The organism is Paraburkholderia caffeinitolerans (assembly GCF_902859945.1).
GTDB lineage: Bacteria > Pseudomonadota > Gammaproteobacteria > Burkholderiales > Burkholderiaceae > Paraburkholderia > Paraburkholderia caffeinitolerans.
Map to the genome: position 1 here is coordinate 90,872 of NZ_CADIKL010000023.1, position 26,553 is coordinate 117,424.

23 protein-coding genes and 1 pseudogene are annotated in these 26,553 nt (G+C 64.6%); 11 read left to right on the forward strand and 13 right to left on the reverse strand.

The window, feature by feature from the left end; translation table 11 throughout:
* Positions 1-208: 208 nt before the first annotated feature.
* The 6 genes from HV773_RS21725 to HV773_RS21750 form a co-directional block, all read right to left on the reverse strand.
* A complete protein-coding gene (locus tag HV773_RS21725) occupies positions 209-358 on the reverse strand; it encodes a hypothetical protein (protein WP_165976784.1) in 150 nt (49 codons plus the stop codon).
* 135 nt (positions 359-493) lie between these two features.
* Positions 494-1,081: a nucleotidyltransferase family protein gene (locus tag HV773_RS21730; protein ID WP_175196680.1), complete on the reverse strand. Its 588-nt coding sequence runs from the start codon at positions 1,079-1,081 to the stop codon at positions 494-496.
* Between the two features lie 154 nt (positions 1,082-1,235).
* On the reverse strand, positions 1,236-3,467 hold the full coding sequence (locus HV773_RS21735; RefSeq protein ID WP_175196682.1) for a xanthine dehydrogenase family protein molybdopterin-binding subunit: 2,232 nt from the start codon (positions 3,465-3,467) through the stop codon (positions 1,236-1,238).
* Complete coding sequence (locus tag HV773_RS21740) at positions 3,464-4,486, reverse strand: FAD binding domain-containing protein (protein WP_175196684.1); 1,023 nt, start codon at positions 4,484-4,486, stop codon at positions 3,464-3,466. Before HV773_RS21740 ends, HV773_RS21735 begins: the two co-directional genes overlap by 4 nt.
* A gap of 17 nt (positions 4,487-4,503) precedes the next feature.
* Positions 4,504-5,223, reverse strand: coding sequence for a (2Fe-2S)-binding protein (locus tag HV773_RS21745; RefSeq protein WP_175196686.1), 720 nt, complete (start codon positions 5,221-5,223; stop codon positions 4,504-4,506).
* 326 nt (positions 5,224-5,549) lie between these two features.
* The gene (locus HV773_RS21750) at positions 5,550-6,524 is read right to left on the reverse strand and encodes a LysR family transcriptional regulator (RefSeq protein WP_217481928.1); all 975 of its coding nucleotides are present in this window, start codon (positions 6,522-6,524) and stop codon (positions 5,550-5,552) included.
* 94 nt (positions 6,525-6,618) lie between these two features.
* On the opposite strand from HV773_RS21750, the gene HV773_RS21755 reads away from it, so the two are divergent.
* Complete coding sequence (locus HV773_RS21755) at positions 6,619-7,710, forward strand: zinc-binding dehydrogenase (RefSeq protein WP_175196688.1); 1,092 nt, start codon at positions 6,619-6,621, stop codon at positions 7,708-7,710.
* Here HV773_RS21755 and HV773_RS21760 read toward each other — a convergent pair.
* Positions 7,695-8,987, reverse strand: coding sequence for an aspartate carbamoyltransferase (locus tag HV773_RS21760; RefSeq protein ID WP_175196690.1), 1,293 nt, complete (start codon positions 8,985-8,987; stop codon positions 7,695-7,697). The two genes, HV773_RS21755 and HV773_RS21760, sit on opposite strands and share 16 nt — an antisense overlap.
* A 382-nt stretch (positions 8,988-9,369) precedes the next feature.
* Between HV773_RS21760 and HV773_RS21765 the strand changes: the two genes are divergently transcribed.
* From HV773_RS21765 to dapA, 4 genes are all read left to right on the forward strand, one after another.
* Positions 9,370-10,362 (forward strand): M23 family metallopeptidase, encoded by a 993-nt coding sequence (locus HV773_RS21765; RefSeq protein ID WP_246282355.1) that lies wholly within the window; start codon positions 9,370-9,372, stop codon positions 10,360-10,362.
* Positions 10,355-10,717 carry a hypothetical protein gene (locus HV773_RS21770; RefSeq protein WP_175196692.1) on the forward strand — a complete coding sequence of 121 codons (363 nt, stop codon included), beginning with the start codon at positions 10,355-10,357 and terminating at the stop codon, positions 10,715-10,717. The genes HV773_RS21765 and HV773_RS21770 overlap by 8 nt, the downstream gene beginning before the upstream one ends.
* A gap of 95 nt (positions 10,718-10,812) precedes the next feature.
* Positions 10,813-11,259 carry a bactofilin family protein gene (locus tag HV773_RS21775; protein ID WP_175196694.1) on the forward strand — a complete coding sequence of 149 codons (447 nt, stop codon included), beginning with the start codon at positions 10,813-10,815 and terminating at the stop codon, positions 11,257-11,259.
* 301 nt (positions 11,260-11,560) lie between these two features.
* The gene (gene dapA / locus HV773_RS21780; protein ID WP_175196696.1) at positions 11,561-12,415 is read left to right on the forward strand and encodes a 4-hydroxy-tetrahydrodipicolinate synthase; all 855 of its coding nucleotides are present in this window, start codon (positions 11,561-11,563) and stop codon (positions 12,413-12,415) included.
* Between the two features lie 191 nt (positions 12,416-12,606).
* Here the strand turns inward: dapA and HV773_RS21785 are convergent.
* From HV773_RS21785 to HV773_RS21810, 6 genes and pseudogenes are all read right to left on the reverse strand, one after another.
* A pseudogene (locus HV773_RS21785) lies at positions 12,607-12,840 on the reverse strand (DUF2866 domain-containing protein); the annotation flags it as partial.
* A 167-nt stretch (positions 12,841-13,007) separates the two neighbouring features.
* Entirely contained in the window at positions 13,008-13,205 is a 198-nt protein-coding gene (locus HV773_RS21790) for a DUF3562 domain-containing protein (RefSeq protein ID WP_175196700.1), read from the reverse strand.
* 178 nt (positions 13,206-13,383) lie between these two features.
* Positions 13,384-14,445: an alkene reductase gene (locus HV773_RS21795; RefSeq protein ID WP_175196702.1), complete on the reverse strand. Its 1,062-nt coding sequence runs from the start codon at positions 14,443-14,445 to the stop codon at positions 13,384-13,386.
* A 69-nt stretch (positions 14,446-14,514) separates the two neighbouring features.
* Positions 14,515-14,838 carry an ArsR/SmtB family transcription factor gene (locus tag HV773_RS21800; protein WP_175196704.1) on the reverse strand — a complete coding sequence of 108 codons (324 nt, stop codon included), beginning with the start codon at positions 14,836-14,838 and terminating at the stop codon, positions 14,515-14,517.
* A 133-nt stretch (positions 14,839-14,971) separates the two neighbouring features.
* Positions 14,972-15,658: a hypothetical protein gene (locus HV773_RS21805; RefSeq protein WP_175196705.1), complete on the reverse strand. Its 687-nt coding sequence runs from the start codon at positions 15,656-15,658 to the stop codon at positions 14,972-14,974.
* Positions 15,659-15,955, reverse strand: coding sequence for a hypothetical protein (locus HV773_RS21810; RefSeq protein ID WP_246282356.1), 297 nt, complete (start codon positions 15,953-15,955; stop codon positions 15,659-15,661). It lies immediately after the preceding gene.
* A gap of 845 nt (positions 15,956-16,800) precedes the next feature.
* Between HV773_RS21810 and HV773_RS21815 the strand changes: the two genes are divergently transcribed.
* The 6 genes from HV773_RS21815 to glmS are packed head-to-tail and all read left to right on the forward strand — an operon-like array spanning position 16,801 to position 26,297.
* Positions 16,801-19,146: a poly-beta-1,6 N-acetyl-D-glucosamine export porin PgaA gene (locus HV773_RS21815; protein WP_246282357.1), complete on the forward strand. Its 2,346-nt coding sequence runs from the start codon at positions 16,801-16,803 to the stop codon at positions 19,144-19,146.
* Between the two features lie 26 nt (positions 19,147-19,172).
* A complete protein-coding gene (pgaB, locus tag HV773_RS21820) occupies positions 19,173-21,260 on the forward strand; it encodes a poly-beta-1,6-N-acetyl-D-glucosamine N-deacetylase PgaB (protein WP_175196707.1) in 2,088 nt (695 codons plus the stop codon).
* Complete coding sequence (gene pgaC, locus HV773_RS21825) at positions 21,257-22,525, forward strand: poly-beta-1,6-N-acetyl-D-glucosamine synthase (RefSeq protein WP_175196708.1); 1,269 nt, start codon at positions 21,257-21,259, stop codon at positions 22,523-22,525. The genes pgaB and pgaC overlap by 4 nt, the downstream gene beginning before the upstream one ends.
* Positions 22,503-23,078, forward strand: a complete 576-nt coding sequence (locus HV773_RS21830; protein WP_175196709.1) for a Biofilm PGA synthesis auxiliary protein PgaD — start codon at positions 22,503-22,505, stop codon at positions 23,076-23,078. Before pgaC ends, HV773_RS21830 begins: the two co-directional genes overlap by 23 nt.
* A 52-nt stretch (positions 23,079-23,130) precedes the next feature.
* On the forward strand, positions 23,131-24,468 hold the full coding sequence (locus HV773_RS21835) for a hypothetical protein (protein ID WP_175196710.1): 1,338 nt from the start codon (positions 23,131-23,133) through the stop codon (positions 24,466-24,468).
* 11 nt (positions 24,469-24,479) lie between these two features.
* Positions 24,480-26,297, forward strand: coding sequence for a glutamine--fructose-6-phosphate transaminase (isomerizing) (gene glmS / locus HV773_RS21840; RefSeq protein ID WP_175196711.1), 1,818 nt, complete (start codon positions 24,480-24,482; stop codon positions 26,295-26,297).
* The last annotated feature ends 256 nt before the right edge of the window (positions 26,298-26,553 follow it).

Genomic DNA, 26,553 nt, shown 5'->3' on the forward strand with positions numbered 1-26,553 from the left:
GCGGGCGAGCGCGGTCGGGGAGACGGTCACGATGGCTTGGGTGAATCCGGTTAAATGAAATATTGATTGCAAATACGAATCGTTCGCATTCTATAAAGAGGGGCGCGCGAATGCAAGCTTCGCGAAAGTAGGAGAACGCGGAGGTGGGTGGGAAATACCGCTGGCGGCTGGCGGCGAGTGCCGCGCGGCCGGCGCCTTGCGCGCTTCGCTACACCGGATCTTTGTTCGGCGGACCGTCCGGGCGTTGCGGCTCCTCGCCGTGATGTCCGGGTGGCGGCGGCGTGAGCGGATCGCGCTCGGGGTCGCGGGTGGGATCGGCGAGCGGGTCGGGCAGCGGATTGGTGTGCGAGCAGATCATCGCGGGTACCTCGTGCGCAGGCGTGGCCAATCGGGCGCGATGTGTGGATGGTCCTTATAGCCTAGGCGATCGGCGCGCCTCGTGCGGGATTTCGCTTGCGCGCGCCAGACCTTGGAGGCGGCGAGAGGCGAGAGCCTAGAGGCCGTTCAGATCGGCAGGGGTATCGACGTCGCGCAGGATGCCGGGGTCGTCCACGTCGATGCGGGCGAGCGCAGGCGAATTCAGCAGCGCACGCGCGCCGGTGTCGCCGTCGAGAGCGAGCAGCGCCGCGCGATGTGCGAGCCCGAATCCGACCGGATGGCCGCGCTGCCCGCGATAGAACGGGGCGACTAGCGGCTTGTCCGCATCGAGTTCGCGCGCGACGGCCTCGATGGTCGCGGGCGCGATGCGCGGCATGTCCGCGAGCGCCACGATCCAGCTTTCTCCTTCGGAGTCCGCTTCGATAGCTGCGGCGAGGCTCGCGCCCATGCCTCTCACGGCGGCTGCGGCGAACACCACGTCGCAGCCGGCGTCGTTCAAGACGTGGGCGAGCGCTTCCGCACCGGGGCGCACCACGGCGATCACCTTCGGCGTGACCATCAGGAGCCGGTGCGCGGCCTCATGAGCAACGCTGACGCCGCTGGGTAGCGGCGCGAGAAGCTTGTTGCGCAAACCTTGGGGATCGAAGCGCGATCCTGTGCCGGCGGCGAGCAATACGCCGGTGGCGAGCGATGCATAGGCCATGGGGGGCGCCGCGCGAGAGAGGGGAGGCGTTGATTGTGCGGTGCAACCGCGCGCGAGGCAAGCCCCGGGAAGACGCGCGGGGCACCTCGCTTTGCGTACGGTTCCTGGTCACGCGAGCCTGTCATGCGATCGTCACGATCGGGTCACGCGCGGGTTACGTGAATGCGTGACGCGGCAGCATCAGCTTGTCGAGCGTGATCGGCAGATCGCGCACGCGCACGCCCGTGGCGTGATAGACCGCGTTGGCGATCGCCGCGGGCACGCCGGTGATGCCGATCTCGCCGATGCCGCGCACGCCGAGCGGATTGAAGCGCAAGTCCGGCGTGCCCACGAACAGCACGTCCAGATCGGCGATGTCGGCATTCACTGGCACGTGATAGTCGGCGAGATTGCCGTTGGCGAAGCGGCCCGTGCGCGCGTCGAGCTGGGCGTCTTCGTGCAGCGCCGTGCTCACGCCCCAGACCATGCCGCCCATTAGCTGGTTGCGCGCTGTTTTTTCGTTGAGCACCTGCCCCACGTCGTAAGCGCCGACGATGCGCGCCACGCGCACCGTGCCGAGTTCGGCGTCCACATGCACCTCGGCGAAGACCGCGCCGAACGAGTGGAACGCGTACTGCTGCCGCTCCGCGCCCGGCTTTTCCGTGGCTTGCGCTTCGATCGGCTTGCCGCCCGCGCGCGCGATGATGGCGGCGGCCGGGTCGCGGCGCGCGGCGTCGCCAGTCGAGACGACCCAGCCGTCGGTGACCGTGACCTCGCTGCTCGCCGCGCCATGGACCGGCGAAGCGGGATCGGCGATGGCGAGCGCGATCAGCTTGTCGCGCGCGGCGCGCGCCGCCGCCTGCACGGCGGGCGAGACGCTTGCCGCCGATTGCGAGCCGCCCGAGCCCGGCGCGTGCGGCAGCGTTGAATCGCCGAGCGCGAAGCGGATACGGTCGGGCGGAAAACCAAGCGCATCGGCGGCTACCTGGGTCATCACGGTATAGGTGCCGGTGCCGATGTCCTGCGTGCCGGAGGCGACCATCGCGGTGCCGTCGGGCAGGATGCGCGCGAGGGCCGCCGCTTCGCTGCGGTTGGCCGGATAAGTCGCGCCCGCCATGCCGAGGCCGATTAGCGTGTTGCCCTCGCGCATCGCGCGTGGCGCGTTCACGCGGCGCGCCCAGCCGAAGCGCTGCGCGCCGGCCGCATAGCATTCGCGCAGCGCCTTCGACGACCATGGCTTTCCGTCTTGCGGTTCCACCTCGGCGTAGTTTTTCAGGCGCAGCGCGATGGGGTCCATCTTCAGGCGCCAAGCCAGTTCGTCCATTGCGGATTCGAGCGCGAACGAGCCGGTCGTCTCGCCGGGCGCGCGCGTGAAGGTGGGCGTGCCGACGTTGAGCGGCACGACGCGATGGCTCGTGCTCAGGTTCGGGCACGCGTACATCATGCGCGTGACGAGACCCGACATCTCGGTCCAGTCCTCGAACGCCGAGGTGTGCGAGAGCGTGTCGTGACGCACGCCGGTGAGCGTGCCGTCCGCGCGCGCGGCAATCGAGAGATGCTGCTCCGTGTGGGGTCGCGAACCCACCAGCCCGAACATCTGCGGCCGTGTGAGCGCGAGGCGCACGGGGCGGCCGGTCTGCTTCGCGGCCATCGCGCACAAGCTCACGTGGGACCATGAGGATCCCTTACAACCGAAGCCACCGCCGATGAACGGCGAGATCACGCGGATGTTATCCGCCGGGATGCCGAATACGGCGGCCACGGCGGCGCGATCGTTCGTCACGCCCTGGGTGGAGTCGTAGAGCGTGAGTTCGGGGCCGTCCCAGCGCGCCATCGTCGCGTGCGGCTCCATCGGGTTGTGGAACTGCGTGGGCGTGGTGTAGACCGCATCGATGCGCAGCGCGCCCTCGTGCATACCCGCTTCCACATTGCCGCGCTGCGAATCGATCGGTCGCCCGGGCATCGCGACCGGTGTGTGCGCCTGCGCTTTCGCACGCGCGAAGTCGAGCGTCGCCGGCATGGCGGCATAGGTCACGCTCACGTGCTGCGCGGCGTCGGCGGCGTGTTCGAGCGTGTCCGCCACCACGACCGCGACAGGCTCGTTGCTATAGCGCACGACGTTGTCCTGCAGCAGCGTGAGGCGTCGCACTGCGGGCGGCGAAACAGGTGGGCGTCCCGCGTTGGGCAGGCGCATCGCGTTCTGCGAGGTCATCACGAGCAGCACGCCGGGCATGGCTCGCGCGCGGCTCGTGTCGATCGACGCAATCGTGCCGCTCGCCACCGTGCTCGTCACCAGCACGGCATGTGCGAGACGCGCCTCGGGAAAATCGGCCGCGTAATTCGCGCCGCCGGTGACCTTGAGCATGCCGTCGATGCGGTCGACCGGCTGTCCGATCAGCTGGTTCATGCGTGTTCTCCCGTGACGCTTGTGCCCGTCACTGGGCTGCCGGCGGCCAGCATTGCGGCGCGCACGATCGCGCGTTGCGCGAGTTCGACCTTGAACGCGTTGCCGGAGAGCGGCTGCGCTTGCGCGAGTTCCGCGGCGGCGGCGCTGCGCAACGTGGCTGCTTCGAGCGTGTGCCCGGTGAGGTGTTGCTCGGCGCGGCTCGCACGCCACGGCTTGTGCGCGACGCCGCCTAGTGCAATGCGCGCGGCGCGCACGCGCTGGCCATCGAGTTGCAACGCCACCGCCACGGAGACCAGCGCGAACGCATAGCTCGCGCGGTCGCGCAGCTTCAGGTAGTGCGTGTGATCGCTGAACGCGGGCGGCGGCAGATCCACCGACGTGATCAGTTCGCCGGGCGCGAGCGTCGTGTCCTGATCGGCGTGCTCGGCGGGCAGCCGGTGAAACTGCGCAATCGGAATCGCGCGTGCGCCGCGCGGGCCGCGCACTTGCACCGTGGCGTCGAGCGCCGCGAGCGCCACGCTCATATCGGACGGATTCACCGCCACGCATTGCGCGCTCGCGCCGAGAATCGCGTGCATCCGGTTGAAGCCTTCACGTGCGGCGCAGCCGCTGCCGGGCGCGCGCTTATTGCATTGCGCGAACGCGGTGTCGTAGAAGTACGCGCAACGCGTGCGCTGCATGAGATTGCCGCCCACGGTGGCCATGTTGCGCAATTGCGGCGACGCGCCCGCGAGCAAGGCCTGCGTGAGCAGCGGGTAGCGCGTGCGTATGAGCGCGTGATTCGCTGCGTCGCTATTGCGCACGAGCGCGCCGATGCGCAGGCCGCCATCGGGCAAGGTCTCGATGTTCCCGAGCGCGGCAATGCGCGTGATGTCGATGAGCTTGAGCGGATGCGCGACACCGCCTTTCATGAGATCGAGCAGATTCGTGCCGCCGCCGATGAAGGCCGCGCCCGGCTGCTGGGCGGCGGCAATCGCGGCGTCGATGTCGTCGGCGCGCTGCCAGGAGAAGGCATCCATGGCCGTGCTCCTTTCTTTCAGGCGCTGGCCGCGTGCGCGTCGCGCACTGCCGCCACGATGTTGGCATAGGCGCCGCAGCGGCAGAGGTTGCCGCTCATGCGCTCGCGAATCTCGGCGTCGCTCAGTTGCGCGGGGGGGCTGCGCACGTCGGCGGTCACGGCGCTTGCCGCACCGGCCGCGAACTCGGTGAGGCAGGCGGTGGCCGAGCACACCTGGCCGGGCGTGCAGTAGCCGCATTGCAGCGCGTCGCGTTCGATGAAGGCGCGTTGCACGGCGCTGGGTGCGTCCGCGCCCGCGAGGCCCTCGACGGTGGTGATGCGCTGGCCCTCGTGCATCACCGCGAGCGTGAGGCAACTGTTGATGCGGCGGCCTTCCACAAGCACCGTGCAGGCGCCGCACTGGCCGCGGTCGCAGCCTTTCTTCGTGCCGGTCAGGCCGGCGTAATCGCGCAGCGCATCGAGCAGCGTCACGCGAGGCTCGATATGGAGCACATATTCGCGGCCGTTGATGTCGAGCTTGACCGGCTGGGCGGGCGCGAGCGAGGGTGGCGGCGTGGCCGTATCGGCGGGGGACGGCGCGTTTTGCGACGGCGCGTTCTGCGCGTGCAGATGAGGCACGCTGCCCAGTGCGGCTGCAGCGGCGGCCGATTGCAGGAAGCGGCGGCGCGTGAGGTCGGCGGGAGCGGGGGTGGCGCCGTCGCGTTCGCGCGATGCGTCGACAGGGTGATCGTTGGACATGGCGTTCGACAGACTCCATAACGAAGACGGAACGTGAGGCGCGCAGCTTCGTGGCGCGGCTGTCCGCATGCAGCAAATCTGATGCCGCGTTCAGTCGGGCATGGCCTCCCTGCGTCCGCCATCAGAACAGCACGTTGCGCTTGTGGAACGTGAAAGTAAAGCGCTTGCGCGCGTGTTTCGAGGTGTGAATTGCTTGCTGGCACAACGCTGTCGCGGGGCTGACGCGAGGCCGTCACGAAGCTGGCGTGGTGGACAGAATTGCGCTGCCATACAGAAGTGACGCCGAGGAACGGCACCGCTTTTCAATAAGCCAATAAGCAGGATCGCTAATCGATCGAACTGGGCTGCGCTTCTTCCAGCACCGGCGCCAGTGCGCTCACCGTCTCGCGCAGCCACGTCAGCGCCGGGTCCGCGTGGCTGCGCGGATGCCAGGCCGCATGCATGGAAAAGCCGCGCGCCTCGAACGGCAATTCGAACAGATCCACGCGGTCCAGGCTGCGCATGGCGAGCCGGCAGGGCAGCGTGGCCACGTAGTCGGTGCGCGCGAGCACGTCGGGCACGAGCGTGAAGTGCTGCACCGAGAGCGCCACGCGCCTGCTCCGCCCGAGTGCTTGCAGATGCTCGTCCATGAAGCCGAAGAAGCCGCCGCCACTGGTCGAGACCAGCACGTGCCCGAGCGCGCAGTAGCTGTCGAGATCGAAGGCGGCGGTGCCGCGCGGGTGCCCCTTGCGCTGCGCCACGACGAAGCGCTCGTCGTAGAGCTTTCTCGCCTTGAGCGTGGGCGGTACCTGTTGCGCGGAACCGAGCAGCAGATCGATTTCGCCGCGTTCGAAGCGCTGCGCGAGCGAACCCGACTCGATGGCGACGAACGCGAGCTGCACGCCCGGCCCGGCGAGGCGCGCCCACTCAATCATCAGCGGCAGGCCGAGCACGGCCACGCACTGATCGCTCGCGGCGACCACAAAGCGCCGCGTGCCGGTAAGCGGGTCGAATGCGGGCTGGCGGCGCACCACCGTTTCGAGCGTCTGCAAGGCCGCGTGCAGCGGTTCCATCAACTCGAGCGCGCGCGTCGTGCACGTCATGCCACGGCCGTTGGCGGCGGGAATCAGCAGCGGGTCGTCAAAAAGCTGGCGCAGCCGCGCAAGCTGGGCCGAAACGGCCGGTTGCGTGAGGTTCAGGCGCGCGGCGGCGCGCGTCACGTTCGACTCCGCGAGCAGGGCGTCGAGCGAGACCAGCAGGTTCAGGTCGATACCGGAGAGATCGATCACGGTGATGGGTGCTATGCGTGGGATCGATTTCAAGAATACGTCCGCGTCACCTACAGTTCAATCCGTCAGATGAACCGTGCAACCTTATCTTGCCGGACCCAAGCAATGGACCAAGGAGAACGAAGCCATGAAAGCCTGGATACTCGATCGACCCGGCCAGCCGCTCGCGCTGCGCGACGTGCCGCAACCCGACCCGCGCCGCGGTGCGCTGCTGGTCGGCATGGAGGCCGTGCCGCTCCTGAGCTACACGCGCCAGTACGTCGAAGGCAAGCTGCCGTTCGGCTATCCGGACCGGCCGTTCTCGCCGGGCACCAACGGCATTGGCCGCGTGCTCGCGGTTGGCGAGGGCGTGTACGGCTATCGCGTGGGGCAGCGCGTCGCACTGAGTCCCTACTGGGTCGCCGACGAGGCGCTGCGCGAACCCGCACAGGCGCTGCTCGGCCTGACCGCGATCAGCCCCGACAGCGCGCCCATGCTTGCCGACTTTGCGCACGGCACCCTGCGCGAGGCGGTCGAGTTTCCGGCCTCGACGGTGTTTCCGCTCGATGGTCTGGACGATATGCCGTCCGTGCGGCTCGCCGCGCTCGGCAAGCTCGTGGTGCCGTTTGGCGGGCTGCGACGCGGCCGGCTGGCCGCGGGCGAAACGGTGGTGGTGAATGGGGCAGCCGGCGCGTTCGGCGCGGCGGCGGTGCTCGATGCGCTCGCGCTGGGCGCGAGCCGGGTCGTGGCGGTGGGGCGGCGCGCTGCGGCGTTGGCGCCGCTCGCGAACCTGGGCGGCGGCCGCGTCGCGACTGTCGCGCTCAGCGGCGACAGCGCGCGCGATAGCGGGGCAATCCGCGATGCGGCAGGCGGCGGCGCCGATCTCGCCTTCGATATGGTCGGCCACGCGAGCGACCCGAACGCGACGCTCGCCGCGCTGCGCAGCCTGCGCCGCAATGGCCGCATGGTGCTGATGGGCAGCATGGAGGTGGATCTGCCCATCGTCTATCGGGAAATGCTGATCAACAACTGGGAGCTGATCGGGCATTTCATGTACAGCGGCGCGGATTATCGGGCGCTGATCGCGCTCGTGCGTTCGGGTCAGGTGCCGCTCGACGCGATCGAAATCGAGCGCTATCCGCTCGATGCGCTGGAGGCCGCGATCGACGCGGCGCAAGAGGCGCAGGGGCTCACTTGCGTGACCGTCTGCATGCCCGGCGTGCCTCAGTCGATGCCGTGAAACACCGCGTCGTCCGGGCCGAGGTAGGCAGGCGGACGCCACACGGCATCGCGCATCGAGTGCTGCACGAGGTTCTCGACGCCCAGCAGCACTGCGAAGATCGCCATGCGCACCGGAATGCCGTTGTCGGTCTGCCGGAAGATCGCGAGGCGCGGGTCGTGGTTCAGGTCGGTCGAGAGATCGTTCGCGCCCGGGCGGCTGTCGCGCGGCAGCGGGTGCATGACGAGCGTTTCGGGGCTGCAGCACTCGTCCATCAGCGCCTGGTTGATCTGGAAGTCGGGCGTGTAGCCTTCGAACGACTCGTCGGCGAAGCGCTCCTTCTGGATGCGCGTGGCATACACCACGTCCGCGCCGCGCAGGCCTGCGCGCAGGTCGTGCGTCTGCTCCACGACGTGGCCGTTGGTTGAGATCTTGTCGACGATGTACGCGGGCATTTCGAGCTGCGGCGGCGAGATCAGCGTGAACTTGATGCCGCGATAGAGCGCGAGCAGCTTCACGAGCGAGTGCACCGTGCGGCCGTACTTGAGGTCGCCCACGAGCGCGATATGCGCGCCGTCGACGATCTTGCCGAGGCGCGAGAATTCGCGCTGGATCGTGTAGAGGTCGAGCAGCGCCTGGCTCGGGTGTTCGCCGGGTCCGTCGCCGCCGTTGATCACGGGGATGTTCACGGCGCGCGCGAATTCGGCCACCGAGCCTTGATCAGGATGCCGAATCACCATCGCATCCACGTAGCCGGCCATCACGCGGCTCGTGTCGTAGATCGATTCGCCCTTGGCCATGGAAGAAAACGTGAAGCCCGTGGTGTCGCACACCGAGCCGCCGAGGCGGCAGAACGCGGCGCCGAAGCTCACGCGGGTGCGCGTGCTGGCCTCGAAGAACAGGTTGCCGAGCACCGCGCCTTCGAGCACGCGCGAGATTTTCCGGCGGCGCGCGATGGGCTGCATGATGTCGGCCACGCGGAACAGGGCTTCCACGGAGTCGCGCGAGAACTGGTCGACCGACAGTAGTTGCGGCTTGCCTTCGAACTCCATCTGGCTGGCCAGCGAGCGTGACTCTACGCTTTGCGTATAGACTTCGCGCGGCTCGCCGCTGCCCACGATTTCCGAGACGAACCGTTCGACGATCTCGGGCATGGCGCGCGACTCCTGCGACTCCTCCGGCAGCAACCAGGTGTCGAGCGCCCGGCGTGACACGCCGATGCGGCTCGCGAAGGCGTCGCGGGTCATATTCAGACGCCGCATGGCGTCGCGGAGGAAGGCTTGTTGCGGAACGCTCATGGCGGGCACCCGTGATGTCTGATTAATGTACGCGGTGCGTATATTAGTGTGGCAGCGCGAGAAGTCAAGGGCTTTCGCGCGGCAGAGGAGCCGTACGGGATGCGACAACGTAGCGCAGCGTCTTGGCGATGGCGCTGCCGGGGGCGCTGGGCGTGCTGTGGCGCAGCAAATTGATGGCCTGACAGGCCGCGCTGAGCGCGGCTTTCCTCGAACGTCCCCTTTTATCGGGATGGGCATTTTTGAGGCGCCACCATAATCGCGGTTTCGATTTTGGACGGGCAGGCGCATGCCGGTTCCCGCAGCCTGAGATGTATGCATTGTTCTGTACCCTGGTGTCGTGCGACGCGCGCTTGCGCGCGAAGCGGCAGCGCCGGAGCCCGCCATGAAGATGCCGTGGTCCAGCTCGGTCGACGAGCTTTCCAGCGGCGAAACCCGTTTCGTCACGCACCGCGCCGCGCGCCGCACGGCGATGGCCGCTGCGTGCGTGGCGACGGCCATTGCGCTGGCTGGCGGCGTGGCCATCGGCCGTTATAGCGGCACGGCGGCCGCGCCCGCGAGCACAGGGGCCGGATCGGGAGCAGCCGGCGAGGCCACGCACCATTACGTGGTGGGCGAGATCGGCCGCATGAACGCCTCAATTGCGCTGCTCGATCCGCGCATCGAGCGCCTGGTCTCGCGGATTGCCGAATTGCGCCAGTTCGATCAGCGTTTGCGCGCGCAAACGCCGCGCGGCGCAGCAGCGCCGCCGGCCGCGCCCGCCACGCGCTCCGGCGACGATGAAGGCGGCGAGGGCGGTCCTGCGCTCGCGCCGCGGCGCTGCGTCGAGGCGTCCGCCGCCCGCGCCAACGCTCACGCCATCAACGGCGAGGTCGACTGCATGGCCGCCACGCTTGCCGCGCTCGAGCGGTCCGTGGCGGAGCACGAGGCCGCATGGGATGCGTTTCCCGGCCGCCGTCCCACCACGGCGGGCCGGCCCGGCTCGCCGTTCGGCAACCGCCTCGATCCGTTCACGCAGCGCCTGAGCTTTCATCCGGGGCTCGATATCGTCGCGCCCACGGGTACGCCGATTCTCGCCGCTGCGGGAGGCCGCGTGATCTTCGCCGGGGTGAAGTCGGGCTATGGCAATGCGGTGGAGATCGATCACGGCAACGGCTTTGTCACGCGTTACGGGCATGCGTCGAAGATCGACGTGCAGGTGGGGCAGATCGTGCTGCCGCGCGAGCATATCGCCGACGTAGGCTCGACCGGGCGTTCGACGGGCCCGCATCTGCACTTCGAAGTGATCGTGAAGGGCGTGCAGGTCGACCCCGACGACTATCTCGCGCTGTTCGGCGCCTATCGGGCTGAAAGCGCCGCTGGAAAGGGCAATGGCTGACACTCGACGTTACGCGCACCCGCATCGCGATACGCAGCGCGCGTTCGAATTGCAGCCGGTGCGCTCGCGCGCATGGCGCTGGGGCGTGGCGCTCGCATGGACCGCCGCCGCGGCGTCGGCAGGCGCGGGGCTCACCGCGTGGGCGCTCTATGCCGGCGACGCCGGGCAGTGCCCCGCCGTCGCGCCCGATGTGCTGCAAACGCGGCTCTCCAATGCGGAACTCGCGCTGGAGCAGGAGCGCGCGGAGCGCTCGGCCTTGCAGAAAGCGGCGGACGCGGCGCAGGCCGAGACCGTGAAGCTGCAGGCCGACCTGGTGTTTCTGCGCAACCATGGCGCGCGCCCGAACGCGCGCTGACGCGGGTGTCCGGTTCACGCCGCCGCTGAGCGCGTCTCTTCCCAACCTCGACAAGACCACAAGACCATCTGGAATCAACCGCAACGGTACGACTCATGTTCAACAAGAAGAAACCCCAGCCGGGCATTGCCCAAACCAAGCTCGCGACGCTGATCGCCGAGGATGTCCATATCACCGGCAATCTGGAATTCGCCGATGGGCTGAGGCTCGACGGCAAAGTGAGCGGCAACGTGACGAGCAAGGCGGGCGCGCAGACGCTGTTCGTGCTGAGCGAGCACAGCGCCGTGCAGGGCAACGTGCATGGCTACGACATCGTGGTCAACGGACGCATCGTGGGCGACGTGATTGCCGATCATTTCGTCGAATTGCAGTCGAATGCGCACGTGGTCGGCAACATCTACTACCAGCAATTGCGGATGGATTGCGGCGCGAGCGTGGACGGCAAGCTCACCAAGCGCGACCCGAGCGAGGCGCCGAGCCTGCTGCTCGATACGTCGGCTACGTCGGTCTCGTCGGTCACGGACGTCGAGGTGCACGACTGAGCGCCAGGGCGCGCGCGATTTCCAGTACACTGCACGACATGCCACGTCAGCCGAGTCCCTTCGTCACGCCATTCGCCGTCGCCGCTTCGCGCGCGATGCTGGCGCGCGCGCAGGCCTCGTGCGTGTGCGTGAAAGCCAAAGCCAAAAAACAGCCGCTCATCTGACCGGAGCATGCTGTTCCGTCGGATGGTGCGATGGAACGGCCTGCCGGCGGCGCCCCGCCTCTTTCTCCCTCCTGGCTTGCCCGACTCCCGCGTACGGTTCGACGGACCTTTCACACGGTCGCGTACAAGGGAAAAATATGTTTTCGTTTTCGGGTATCTGGATTCCGCTCGTCACGCCATTCAATCGCGGCGCCGTCGATCATGAGGCGCTCGATGCGCTCGTGCGCCACTACGCGCAAGCAGGCGTAGCGGGATTCGTCGCGCTTGGCACGACCGGCGAGCCAGCCGCGCTCGACGAGCGCGAGCAGGACGCCGTGCTTGCCACCGTGCTCGCGAGCGCGGGCGGTCTGCCGGTGGTCGCGGGCGTGAGCGGCAATCACACGCAGTCGGTGTGCGAGCGGATTGCCGCGCTCAACGAGACGCCTGTTGCAGGCGTGCTGGCGGCCGCGCCGTATTACATTCGCCCGTCGCAGGCCGGCGTGGCCGGCCACTTCGCGGCGCTGGCCGACGCGAGCCGCAAGCCCGTGATCGTCTACGACATTCCCGCGCGCACAGGTGTGCAACTCGAATTGCCGACGCTGCTCGACCTCGCGGGCCATGCGCGCATCGTCGCGGTGAAGGATTGCGGCGGCTCGCTTGCGAAAACGCTCGCGCTGATTCTCGACGGCCGCCTGCAGGTGCTCTGCGGCGAGGACATCGAGATGTTCGGCGCGCTATGCGCGGGCGCGAGCGGCGCGATTGCGGCATCGGCGCATCTGGCGCCGGAGCGTTTTGTGGCGATGGAGCGCGCGTTGCGCGAAGGGCGTCTCGCCGATGCGCGCGCGCTCTGGCACTCGCTCGTGCCGCTCGTGCGCGCGGCGTTCGCGGAGCCGAATCCGGGACCGGTGAAGGCAGCGCTCGCGCGGCGCGGGCTTATTCGCAATGAGCTGCGCGCGCCGATGACTTGCGCGAGCGCTGCGCTGGAAGACGCGTTGGGAAAGATGGTGGCGTGAACGGCGGAAAAGCGCGCGCCGTGTGCGCGGTGAAATTCGCAGAGCAGGGGCAGGCGCGTCCCGAAGTATGGGACGCGCGCGAGCTTTTAGCCCGCGATGTGCGCGCTTGTGCCTGCGTTCGCGCGGCTGCGCGAGCGGCGCCGCGTGCGCGGACGTTCGGCGTCCACCGTTTCGCCGTTGAGCAGGATTCGGCGCCCGGGCACATGCTCTGCCACGAGACGCGCAATATCGAGCGCTGAACTTTCGGCGGGCACGACCTGGCGGCGCGCGTCGTCGTCGAGCAGCGTGGTCCATTCGACGAGCCGATACGCACGGCCCCACGGATTCTGGAGCGGCGTGGAAACGCGGCACGACGCGATGCGGGTAGTCGAGCCGTCGCGCAGCAGGGACTGCAAGTGCATCAACACATCGTCGTTTTCAACCATGACCTCGCTCCTCCTCGGCTAACTGCGCGGCTTCTGCGCAAAAAAACGCCGCCGATGCTCCGGCGGCTCAACAGGGGTGAGCGTATGTTTGCAGCGAAGAATTAAACCAGACTTAAGAGCCGCGTCAGGCGTATGGGCGCGGCGCTCTAGCGGAGCGCGCGCCGCCATCAGTGCGGCTTGCTGGCGTTTTGCCGCAGGGTTGCGCGAACCTTGCGCGCGGCGAAGAGCGGGAGGTAGTCGAGGATGCGCGCGTCGGCGCGATAGGTGTCGAGCGCGTCGGCGTAGATGCGGGCTACGGTTTCCTCAGGCGTATTGGTCTCTTCGGCGATGCTGTGGACGATTTTCTCGGCGTCGACTTGGGGCATGGCGGTTCTCCAGTCAGCGAGTGAGCGGGGCGGGCGGAGTACGAATTCAAGGACAAACTCACGCACCGCGCCAATTGAATCGACCTATCGGAATCGCCGAAAAAAATACCGGAAAACATCGTTCGTGCAGACGAATGACGACCGGGCGGCTTGGTGGCCGCCCGTGGTCAGCGGTAGTTTACGCCACGCTTTCCAGCGACGGATAGTCCGTGTAGCCGGTTTCGCCGCGCGCGTAATAGGTCGACGGATTCGGCGCGTTGAGCGGCGCATTCAATGCGAAGCGGCGCGGCAGGTCCGGGTTCGCGATGAAGAGCTGACCCCAGGCGACGGCGTCGGCTTCGCCCTCTGCGAGCACGCGTTGCGCCGATTCCAGCGTGAATTTCTCGTTGGCAATGTACGGCCCGCCGAATTCAGCCTTCAATTGCGGACCGAGACGGTTTTCGCCGAGCGACTCGCGTGCGAACAGGAACGCGATCTTGCGCTTGCCGAGTTCGCGCGCCACGTAGCCGAAAGTGGCAGCGGGGTTGGAGTCGCCCATGGTGTGTGCGTCGCCGCGCGGGGCGATATGCACGCCCACGCGATTTGCGCCCCATACGTCGATGCAGGCGTCGGTGATTTCGAGCAGCAGGCGCGCACGATTTTCAATCGAGCCGCCATAGGCGTCGGTGCGCTGATTCGTGCTGTCTTGCAGGAACTGGTCGAGCAGATAGCCATTGGCGCCGTGAATCTCGACGCCGTCGAAGCCCGCGGCTTTCGCGTTGATCGCGCCCTGGCGGAACGCGGCGACCACAGCGGGGATTTCGTCGGTGGCGAGTGCGCGCGGCGTGACATACGCGCGCTGCGGACGCACGAGGCTCACGTGGCCTTGTGCCGCGATTGCGCTTGGCGCGACCGGCAGTTCACCGTCGAGAAAGAGCGGGTCCGAGACGCGGCCCACGTGCCATAGCTGCAGGAAGATGCGCCCGCCCGCGGCATGCACGGCTTCGGTCACGACTTTCCAGCCCTCGACCTGTTCCTGCGACCAGATGCCCGGTGTTTCTGCGTAGCCCACGCCCTGCGGCGTGACCGAAGTGGCCTCGCTGATGATGAGGCCGGCCGTTGCGCGCTCCGCGTAGTACTGCGCCATCAGCGCATTGGGCACGCGCGCAACGCCCGCGCGTTGACGCGTGAGCGGCGCCATGATGACGCGATTGGACAGCGTGAGGTCGCCAATCTGGATGGGGTCGAAAAGCGTTGCCATATATTCACCTTGTTGCGGGCACGGCCCGCTGCGTTAAAGACTTGAATGAAAAGAGGACGATGCTTGCGCTCACAACTGTTTGTTCGCATGCGCGAGAAATGCCTCGATGACCGCTTCATTGCGCTTGAAAAACACCCACTGGCCTACGCGCTTCGACGTCACGAGCCCGGCTTTTTGCAACGCGGCCAGATGCGCCGATACCGTGGACTGCGACAGTGCGCAGTGCGCGTCGATCTGGCCCGCACAAACGCCGTGTTCGAACGGGAGTTCCTGGCCGGGGAAATGCATCTTCGGTTCGCGCAGGCACGCGAGAATCTCGCGCCGCACGGGATTGGCCAGCGCTTTGTAGATGGCGTCGAGGTCGAGCTTTAGGGTCGGTTGAGATTTCTTCATCGCGATTGCATCGTTACTGTGCGAATCATATATCGCACTTTAACGATATGGGCGATGACACCGATTTCAATAGGGATACCTGGAGGCGCCACACAAAAAAGGTGCGCGATAAGGATCGGCGTACGCGTTGCGCTCAGTGACGGTACAGGTCCGCGAGGAATTCTGTCGATGCACGGCGTGCGATGGCCTTTCTCGTCTTGAAGGACGTGCCAATGCGCCGATAATTGCGCCCCCTTTCATAAGGCGCGCTTACCTGATCTGCCACTCTCAGGCTTCCGGCGTGGCCGATACCCGCGGGTCTGGCAACCGTCGTGCGAGATGACACCCACACTTCGTTGGCGCTGGATTGAGCGAGCAGCGTTTGTGCTACAGGCGGTGCTCGAGGCGGCATTTCGAGTGCATTGCCGCGCAACGCGAGAGCCGTGTGCGTTGCCGCATTCACGCAATCCCATTGACTGGCCTGTGCGCAGTCGTGTGCCTGATCGAGCAGAACCCTGACCGAACTGATCGCTTTGAATGGCATCAGCGGAAATGACGGTGCGCGCACGCGGGCCAGCCAATTTGCGGTGGATGTGTCAGGCGGATCAGATCGTGGACTACGCAACCGATGCGCGTGATCGTAGCCAATGCCTGTCGCAAGGACGATCAGGTAGAACACGACACTCAGTGCAACGGTGAATCCGGCTCCCGTGGTAGTAGGAGGAGGGGTGTCGCCGGATTCGAATGCGTGCTCGCCGGAAGCAGGTTTGTCGATCGACCGGTCTTCGGGCGGGTTTGGTTTTGCCATGGCTGAGGTGGGCTTTTCAAGCTTGTCTGACACTCACCACTTGATCTGGGCATTCATGGTGCCGGTCTGGACGATTTCGAATTTCATCTCGCCCCGGTAAGTCCCTTCGATGCGGTAGTCCGCATCCGGCACGGAAAACAAGCAATGCGGCCCCGCTGCGATGAAATCCATCAGCACGCGGCCATGCCGTCTTACCTTGACCGAAACTTCGGTCAATGGCGCATTGCCCGACGAGGAGATAAACGAGACGCCAAGGTTGAACGGATGCTGCGGATCAGGCGACGTCACATGGCCGTCGATGTTCATATTTCCGCAGACGTAGTAGAGCATTTGCTGCGACGCGCCTGGCGTTGTCGTGTGAGCAGCCGCAGTGGTGGAGGTGGGCGGCGCGGTTGGCGCCAAGGGGGCCGATTGACCGGGCGCGGCCATTGGCGCGGTGGGTTGTGCGTATTGTGTTCCAACGGGTCTCGCGATTTGTGCCCAGGCAGATACCGCATACGTGCCAGCGATGAGCAGCATGCTCGTGGACACAAGCAGACCTCGTTGCTTCAAGGTCCCCATGATTGCCTCCCTCTTTTGATGTGCAACTAGCATAGGAACCGTGAGGGCGAAATGCAACCGTTCACGGTTCGTCGGTAATTTATGCGGCGTTTTTGGGCCTGAGAAAAAAATCCCGTACCCATAGCAGAATAGTTTCGTTAACTAAATGAAGAAGAGCCTGCAGTTGTAACGGGTTGAAACGTGCTCATGGATTACGCATAAGCGTGATCTAGAGTGTTGTCATGCGCCGCACGAGTTCCGTAGCAATTGAAGTGCGCGCACGTACCACACGTACGTAAGGCACGAAACATCTCTACATCGCTTCGATGCCCCGGTTCAACGGGCGCACCGGAGCGTTTGATTGTCCAGGGGGTGCTGACGAACTCTTCTCTGCTGCAAACGCGTTGAGCGGACCGGTCGAGTCTGGAACCGGATTCAAAACTGATTGAGTCCGCAATAACAATCGCTTCACCGATCAAATATTCGTACACAGAAAACGGTACGGCATTTGCGGCAGCCGCGTGCGTGGTAGTCAACGACAACGTACAGAGGGGCATAAGAATATGGACGAGAACAAGCGTTTGTACACGTCGCCTCGCCGGCGCCCTCTCTGTGTGTGCGCACCGGCAGCGGTCATGCTTTTGTCAGCCTATGCGGTGTTTGAAAGCAAGGATGGTTTCGCGCAGGAAACCGATGCCGCGAAGCCGGTGGTTTTCATGGTCGCGCTCGCGGACAACATTGCGAGCAGCGATCCCGTCGCCCACCCTGTGATGACCGATGCTTCGGGAAGCACTGTCTATGCCGTCATGGCGTCGACGGACGTGCCCCAAAACACCGTGAGCGACACCACGGGCGTGCCGGTGACATCGCCCCCAGAGCCCACGCCGGCAGCGCCCGCCGCGACGGTGGCCCAGGCGCCGAAGGGCGAGCCGATGGTCGCACCCACGCCTGCACCTGCGCCCACGCTTGCCCCCATGCCCGCGCCGCAAGTGCCGCAAGCACCGGAAAACAATCCCACGCAACCGGCGCCGGAAATGGCGCCTGCACCTGTCACGCCGCAAATGCAATTGCCCACTACGGGCAATGGCCCGCAGCCTGGCGAAGATTTGCGTCATCAGGTTTTCGGCCTTGCAACGAGCGGTGGTGCGAACCGCGCGCTCGACGAAGCCAAGAAGCATCCCGATGTGTTTTCGCCAGTCGATCTCGCGGAGATCGAAGAACTCGCCATCCGGCAGGAGGTGCGGGGCGGCCGCTCGAAGGTTCGCGCGATGACCGGCACGGACCGCTTCGATGCACTCGATGCCGCTATTCGTCATGCGGAAGAATTCGACAAGCGTTTGCCGAATACGCCTGAGTATGCGCAAGTGCGCGCGTCGCTTGCTGGCGACCGCACCGTTGCGTATGCCGCGCGCGGGCGGATGGAAGAGGCCGTTGCCGTGTTCGAGACCATTCCGCAGAACGCCGAGGTGTCGGCCGAAGCGCTCGCATCAGTGGGCGACGCGTACTCCTACCTGCAGCAACCGGCGAAGTCGGAAGCGGTTTATCGGCGCGCTATCGATGAGACGCGCGCAAAGCCCACCGATGCAGCAACGCTTGGTTATCAGTATGGCTCGCACACGCGTCTGATCGATTTGCGTGAAGGCCTGTTCTATTCGCTTACCGACCAGAACAAATATACCCAGGCTCATCAGGTGCTCGACGACATTCACAATGCGTTGCCGCCGGCCGACAAGATGCTTCCGGGGGATCCCGCGACCGACGATTATCTGCGCTACTACCGTTTGCTCGCGCAGTACCAGATTTACATTGGTCAAACGAATGAGGGCATGGCCGGGTTGCAGAAACTCGAAGAGCAGGTGCCGTTCAGCGCGGAGGTGCGCGATGCAAAGGCAGACGCGGTGCTCGGCATGGGGCATACGCGGCAGGCGCGCGACATGTACGTCGCCACGCTGACCGATCACCCGGACAACATCGAGGCGCTGGCCGGCCTCGGCCGTGCATCGCTTGCGCTGGAGGATTATTCGAACGCGCACCGGATCAACACCACGTTCGACGAGACGTTTCCCGAGAACGGCTCCGTGCGCTCCTTCCAGCGCGACTATAAAGCGTATCGCGCGCCAGTGCTGACGGTCGACGTCAACGGCGAACACGGCGCATCGGCGCTGGCGGACAACCAGTTCACCATCGACACGACCCTGTATTCGCCGCCAATCTTCGACAACTGGCGCGTATTTGCCCACACGTTCTACGGTCATGCGGTGACGGACATCGGCAATGTCAGCCGTACGCGCACCGGCGTTGGCGGCGATTATCGCAATGGCTCGTTGAGTGTGACCGGCGAGGTAACGCGCTCAATGGGCAGCGACGGTCGCACCGGCGGCAATGGCGAAATCTCCTATGCATTCAACGATTATTTGTCGGCCAGCGCCGGCGTCGACAGTGACAGCAACTCGCTGCCCTTTAAGGCCTACCTCAACCACATTTGGGGGAAGACTGCGCAGGCGAGTCTTAATTTCAACGATGGCGACCGGCGTTCGGCGTCGTTGTCCTACTCCGCGGCGCGCTACAGCGACTCGAACTTCAATCAGGATATTGCGTTGAGTGGAACGCAGCGCGTATTTACGGCCGCGAATCAACTGGTGAATGTTTCGCTGAATCTCGACACCGGCAGCAACACGATACGGAATGCGGCGTACTACGCGCCTTCACGCGATTACACCGCCGAATTGGTCGCCATGCATCAATGGGCGATCTGGCGCAGCGGCGAGAGGTCCTTGGTGCAGCGCTTTTATCTGACCGCGGGCGCGTATAACGAGCGCGGCTTTGGCACGAGTCCGGAGTTTGGAGCCCGCATCGAACACAACTGGACATTCAGTCATGACGTCACGCTCAGGTACGGCCTTGGCGTGCTCGATCACGCATACGACGGCAAGCGCGAATTCTCGGAACTGGCCTACGCCACGCTCACGGTGCCGTTCTGACTTTGAAATCTGGGAGGAGGCGGGCGATGCAATCTCGTCGACATTTTATTTGTAGCTGTCTGGGTGCGATGGCAGGCTGTTCGCTGTTTCCATCTCTCGCGTCAGCCAAGCTGATCGACATTCTCCCGCCGGCCGACCCCGCCGATGGCAAGACTTTTCGCGTGATCTGCTTTCACGATGTGCGCGACAACCTGCGTGCCGAGTTCACCGCGAACAATGTGATCGATCCGTTCGCAGTCGACACCGGCACGCTGACATCGATTTTTTCCTGGCTCGATACGAACCACTACAACCCGGTCACCTTCGGTGCGATCGTGGCGTCGCGCAACGGCGGCAAGCCGCTGCCGCCGCGCGCGGTGCTGCTGACTTTCGACGACGGCTTCAAGAGCCATCATGACAAGGTGCTGCCGCTGCTCAAGCAGTTCAAATATCCCAGTGTCATGGGGATCGTGACTTCGTGGATCGATACGCCCAGCAACACGGGCATCCGGCTTTCTGACACCGTGGTCGTGCCGCGCGACACGTTCATGTCATGGGACGACGTGCGCAATGTGGCTGCGTCGGGGCTCGTCGAGTTGGCATGCCATACGCACGACCTGCATCACGGCGCGATCGCGAATCCACAAGGCAATGAATTGCCGGCGGCCACCTCCCATCTGTATCTGAAGGACCAGCAGCGCTACGAAACGGATGCCGAATTCGAATCGCGCGTGCGCGGCGACCTCGGTAATTGCATGCGTCAGGTGAAGCAGCAGACCGGCGTGCCGATTCGCGCGATGGTGTGGCCTTACGGGGCGCAGAACCTCACCGTGCGCAACGTGTCTTCGCGCCTTGGCATGCCCACGCAATTCACGCTCGAATCGGGCCCGAATACCCCCGACATTCCGCTCGATCGCTTGCGCCGCATTCTTGCGACCTATGACATCGACGTGGGCGACTTCGAGCGCTCGGTGCGCGAGCCTGCGCAAAATCGCGGCCAGATCAATCCGGTGGAGCGGGCAGTGGTGGTGTCGCTCGACGATGTCTACGATCCTTCGCCCGACATGCAGGAAAGGAAACTCGGCGTGCTGATCGAGCGGATGTATCGAATGAAGCCGAGTTCGGTGTACCTGCAGGCCTATTCGGATCCCTCGCGCTCGGGGCTTGCGCGGGCGCTGTACTTTCCGAACCGGCATTTGCCGATGAGATCAGATTTGTTCTGCCGCGCGGCGTGGCAACTGAATACGCGCGCGAACGTGGAAGTTTATGCATGGATGCCGGTGCTCGCATTCGCGGTGCCGGAGAATCTCAACGGACGTGTCGAATTCGTCACGGCGGCCGCGGGCAGCACCTTGCCGCCCGGTGCATCGGGCGTGCGGCGGCTCAGTCCTTTCGATCCGGCCGCGCGCACCTATGTGCGCGAGCTCTATGAGGACCTCGGAAAATACGCCGCATTCAATGGCGTTCTGTTCGGCGAAGACGCCATGCTCAGCGATTTTGAGGACGATGGCCGGCACGCTCGCCAAACCTATGCCAGTTGGAATTTGCCAGGCGGCGTTGAACAGATTCGCGCCAATCCCGAGGCGATGAAGCGTTGGGGCGTCCAGAAAACCCGCTATCTGATGGAGTTCACGAAGGAGCTCCGGCAGATCGTGCTCGACAGCCAGAACAGCGACGAAGTGCTGACCGTGCGCACGATCTTTCCCGATGCCGTGCTGGACCCCAGCAACGACGCGCGCTATGCGCAAAGCTATCCGGCCTTTGTTAGCGCATACGATTTTGTCGGGCTGCTCGCCATGCCGTCGCGACAGGGCATCACTTCTGTGGACGGCTGGCTCGACAAGCTCGGCCGGGTGGTGCAGGCCGCGCCAGACGGACCGCGCCGGACAGTTTTTTTGCTCGAAGCAACCGATTCGCGCACGGGCGACAGCGTGCCGGGCACGCGCCTTGTCGATCAGATGCGTCATCTGCGCGAGCTGGGGATGGTCAGCTACGGGTATTACCCCGATAACTTCGAGCACGACTTGCCGAGTGCGGTCGCATTACGCGACGTCATGTCGACGCGTCAGCGTCTCGACCCCGCGTCGATCAATGCGCTGCTCAAGAGCGCCCCAGGTGGAGGAAAGCAGCAATGATGCATCTCGTGATCAACCGGCTGCAGGACTTTATTTTCTTCTACCCGTTCTTCATGTCGTATCTGTGGATGATCGGGGGAACGGTCCATTTCCTCGCGCTCGAACACGGGCGGTCGCGCTCGCCCAGCGCATTGAGAATGTCGGGCATGCCGAAGGTGGCGGTCATTGTGCCGTGCTTCAATGAAGAGATGAACGCGCGCCGCGTGTTTCGTCATCTGGCGACGCTCAAGTATCCCAACTACGAAATCATCGCGGTCAACGACGGCAGCCGCGACCGCACTGGCGAGGTTCTGAATCAGCTTGCCACCGAAATCGCGCATCTGACCGTGATCCACCATTCGAAGAATGAGGGCAAGGCGATTGGCTTGACCACGGCTGCGGCGGTCACCAACGCGCCGTACCTCATGTGCATCGACGGCGACTCGCTGCTTGGCGAAGATGCGATCGAATGGATGCTCGAGCATTTCATTTCCGATCAGAACGTGGGCGCAGTGACGGGCAATCCGCGTATCCGCACGCGCACGTCGCTGCTCGGACGCATGCAGGTGGGCGAGTTTTCGTCGATCGTCGGGCTGATCAAGCGCACGCAGCAGGTCTATGGGCGCATTTTCACGGTGTCCGGCGTGATCACGATGTTCCGCAAAAGCGCGCTCGCCGATGTCGGCTACTGGAGTTCCGACATGCTGACCGAGGATATCGACATCAGCTGGAAGCTGCAGTGCAACGACTGGCGCGTTGCCTACGAGCCGCATGCGCTGAGCTGGATTCTCATGCCGGAGACGCTCAAGGGGCTGTACAAGCAGCGCTTGCGGTGGGCCAAGGGCGGGATTCAGGTTCTGTTCCGGTACGCGGGAAGGCTCCTGTTCGGGCCGCGCGTGATGATGTGGCCGCTCTTCATCGAATACGCGCTCGGCATCGCATGGGCCTATTCGATGGCGTTCATCTTGCTGCTCGCGCTGCTCAATGCGGTTTACAAGTTGCCGCCGGACTGGCACGTATCGCTGCTGCCGCACTGGCACGGCATGCTGCTGGTGGCGACCTGCGTGCTGCAGATCATCGTCGGCTGCGTGATCGACCGGCGCTATGACGAGAAGCTGCTGCTCTATGTGATGGATACCGTCTGGTATCCGCTCGCTTTCTGGTTGATCAACATGGTCACCACTGTCGTCGCGCTGCCGGTCATCGCCTTCGGGCGCCGCGGCAAGCGCGCAGTCTGGACTAGCCCTGATCGAGGTATTCAACATGAACAACACGCCCGTCATTGACCTCTCCCTTCATGCCCCGCAGCAGATCATCTCGGACCAGGGCATCGTGCGCGGCGTCGTGCTGCTGCTGTGGTTCAGGCTGCTGCGGCCGGCTTGCGTCGGCTCGATGTGGGCGGGCATCACGATCTATGCATACCGGTATCTGTTGCCGTTCGAGCAGGGCGATCTCTCCTGGCCCGAACTGGTGTCGTATTTCGCGGCCATTGGCGCCATTGCCTCGGCTTTGACGATGTGGATGATTCTCGCGCGCGTGGCGCACCCGTTTGCTTCGAAGTCGCGTACGCAGCGCTTGCTGCGCCGCAAGGCCGGGCTTACGGTTGAGCCGGGTCCGTTTGCTGGGGCAGCCACTCGCGATTTGAATGCGGTAGCGCGCGTGTTCGTGGCGTCGCACGATGCCAATGGGCTCATTGCAGCGCTGCGCGTGCTGTCCGTGACGGGGCCGGCCGCAAACGGCGCGGGTGAGGGTAAGTCCACCAGCGGCGCATACGGCCATGCGAAGCCGCCGGTGTATTCGCCGCCGGTCTCATCCTCGCGCCGGACACCGCGGCAGTGAGTGGACGGCCTCGCGCCATTTCAGGGCATTCCAGGGCGAAGCGGACGCCGACATGGATCGCACCATCGCGCGTGCTGGGCGTCGCGGCCGCCTTGGCTGGCTGGCAGCGTTTGGTTTGGCCTTCGTGGTCGCGGCCAGCGCAGCCTACGCGGCGTCTGTCGATAGTGAGAGCGCCAGCGCGCAGGTGATCAGTGCGCGGCGGGCGCCGGCCGGAGCGGTTGTGGCGGTACCTGCGCCGGGCATGGGGGACGAGCGGCGCTTCATGCACGGCATCGGATGGGCCAGCGGCCCGGACGACGAGCGCTGGGTCTTTTTCAGCAGTTCGGGGTTGCCGCCGCGCGGTGCGAATCGTGACGGCAGCTGGCCTCACGATGTCTATGTCGGCGAATGGTCGTCAGCGCAAGCGCACCTGTCCAACGTTCATATATTCATCAGCCGGCCGGAAGCGCAGGAGCCCGTGTCGATTGCACAAAACACCGAGGGCAATATCTTCGTCAGCTTCGAGGACGGCTGGAATACGCCGAACGAAGTCAGCCAGCGCTATGGCGTTTATCGCTCGAACCTTGCGCCCATCAAGCCCTATCCGAACGATGTCGAATCGGGTGGCCATTCCGGTCACGTGGCTGCGGTGGGCGAGCACTTTGTCGTGTTTTATTCGGAGGACTGGATAAATGGCGGCGGCGTCGACAATCTCGGTACCGGTAACGGCGTTTATGTGAAGGTCTACAACGGTGCGGGCAAGCTGCTGCGGCACGAGAATGTGGCGGCGCATGTCCGGGAGTGGTGGCCCATGATTGCGGGCTCGCCAACGCGGGCGCTGCTCGTATGGCAGAAGTACATCCCCGGCAAGCTCGTCGCAGATCTGGAGTTCGCCGTGTACGACCCGGTGAGTGGCAAGCTCGTGCGAACGGATGAGGGCGTCAATATTTTCCGCGTGGAGTACTACACCTATGCAGCCGCGTGGGTGCCGGATGTTAACCGCTTCATTGTTGAAGCGACGCTGGAGAACGGGCGTTCTTCGATTCTGCTGATCGACGAAGCGGGACACGTCACGGCGAAACTCGAATGCCTGCCCGCCTCGGTGCGTGAAGCGAGCATCGCAGTGAATGGTGATGTTGCCTATGTGCCTGCGCGTGATGGCCGCTTGATGGCGCTTGCGTTGACGGGCGACTCGATCGAATTGCACGGCATGATGCGTGCACCGTTTGCGTGGGGCAATACGGGGGCGATCGGTATTCCGGACGGTCCCGGAGCGGTTCATTTTGTGTCGCTTTCGCCGGTTGGCTTGCGGGAAGCGGATTTCAACGTGCGCAACGAAGTGGCGCCTTCCGCATCGGATCGCTGCCGCCCCGAGGGTGCGCACACGCAGTCGAATGTGTCGAACGACTAAAGGAGGCGATCATGTGCGGAATCGTTGCGGGCGTGTCCCGGTGCAACATCGTTCCATCGTTGCTGGAAGGTCTGAAGCGGCTCGAGTACCGCGGGTATGACTCATGTGGCGTGGCGGTGCTCCAGCGCGGCCAGGCTCGCCGGGTGCGCACGCTTTCGCGCGTGTGCACGCTGGAGGCCGATGCGCGCGCGGTCGACCTCGATGGCGCAACCGGCATCGCGCACACGCGTTGGGCGACGCACGGTATGCCGGTGATCGACAACGCGCATCCCATCTTTTCGGGCGAGCAGATTGCGGTCGTGCACAACGGCATCGTCGAGAATCATGAGCAGTTGCGCCAGACGCTGCGAGAAAACGGCTATGAGTTTGCGAGTCAGACCGATACCGAAGTGATCGCGCATCTTGTTCACGAACACTATCGCGGCGACATTCTCGCAGCGGTACGCGATGCAACACAATTGCTGCAAGGCGCGTATGCGATTGCCGTGATGTGTCGCGACGAGCCCGGACGGGTGATTGGTGCGCGACAGGGTTCTCCGCTGGTGGTCGGCATTGGTGCGGAAGGGGTATTTCTTGCCTCGGATACATTCGCGCTTGCTGGCTGCGCCGAACGGTTTGTTTATCTCGAGGAAGGCGATCTCGTCGATATCGAAGGCAAGGACGTCAAGATTATCGACAAGACGGGGCAGACGGTTGCGCGCCGCGAGATTGCTTTTGTGCGCCACGCGTCCGATGCGGAGTTGGGCGCTTACCGTCACTTCATGCAGAAGGAAATCTTCGAGCAACCGGTGGCGGTCGCGCGCACGATCGCGACAGTCAACGGCCGCGAACCACATCAGGCGGGCATGCCGAATCCGGAGGAGCTGGCCGACGTGACGAACGTGCTGCTGCTCGGCTGTGGCACCAGCCATTACGCGGCGCTGACTGCTTGCGGCTGGTTCGAGCGCTTCGCCAACGTTGCTGCGCGAGCGGAGATCTCCAGCGAATATCGCTATCGTGACTATGTTTCGCCGGGAAACACGCTGGTGGTAGCGGTTTCGCAATCGGGGGAGACGGCCGATACGCTTGCGGCGCTGCGCTATACGCAGTCAAAGGGCGAGCAGCGAACGCTGGCGATCTGCAATGTCGCGGCGAGTGCGATGGTCAGGCAGTGCCGCTGGGCATTCATCACGGAGGCCGGACCCGAGGTGGGTGTGGCTTCGACCAAGGCTTTTACGACTCAACTCGTTGCGTTGTTCCTGCTTGCAATCCAGATGGGAAAGCAGCGTGGACAGGTGAGTGAGAGCGAGGCTGCGGATTACCTGCGCCAACTCGCTGCGTTGCCGGATGCAATGCGCAACGTGCTGGCGCGCGAGCCGGAAATCATGGCGTGGGCCGAAGCGCTTTATCAATCCGATCACGCATTGTTCCTTGGGCGCGGCACGCACTATCCCATTGCACTGGAAGGCGCGCTCAAGCTCAAGGAGATTTCCTATATACATGCGGAAGGCTATCCCGCCGGCGAACTCAAGCATGGACCACTCGCGCTCGTGACTGACGCGATGCCCGTGGTCGTGACTGCGCCCAACGACACGCTGCTGCACAAACTGAAATCGAATATGGAGGAAGTGCGGGCGCGAGGCGGACACCTTTTCGTGCTGGCCGATTCGGATACGGGGTTGACGGCGGAGTCCGGCCTGCGCCTGATTCACATGCCGGCCTGGTTCGGGGCACTGTCGCCGGTGCTTCATGTGGTGGCGTTGCAATTGCTTGCGTATCACGTGGCGTGCTTGCGGGGGACCGATATTGACAAGCCCCGGAATCTCGCAAAATCGGTGACGGTGGAATAGCGCCTGGCTCTTGGGGTCGGACGGGGCCGAAATAGGCCCCGAAAGTTTTTTCGAAAAGACGCTTGACGGCCTTGGGAATGACCCGCATAATTCGCCTCCTTCGCTGATCGCTGCGAACGAAAACGAAGCGATTAAGACGAATTGCTCTTTAAAAATTTACAGCCGATAAGTGTGGGCGCTTGATGGGTTTCGTGACCTGGTGATTCCTTCGGGAATGGCCGGGAGTAGCGAAAGTATCAAGAGTCTCACACAAAAG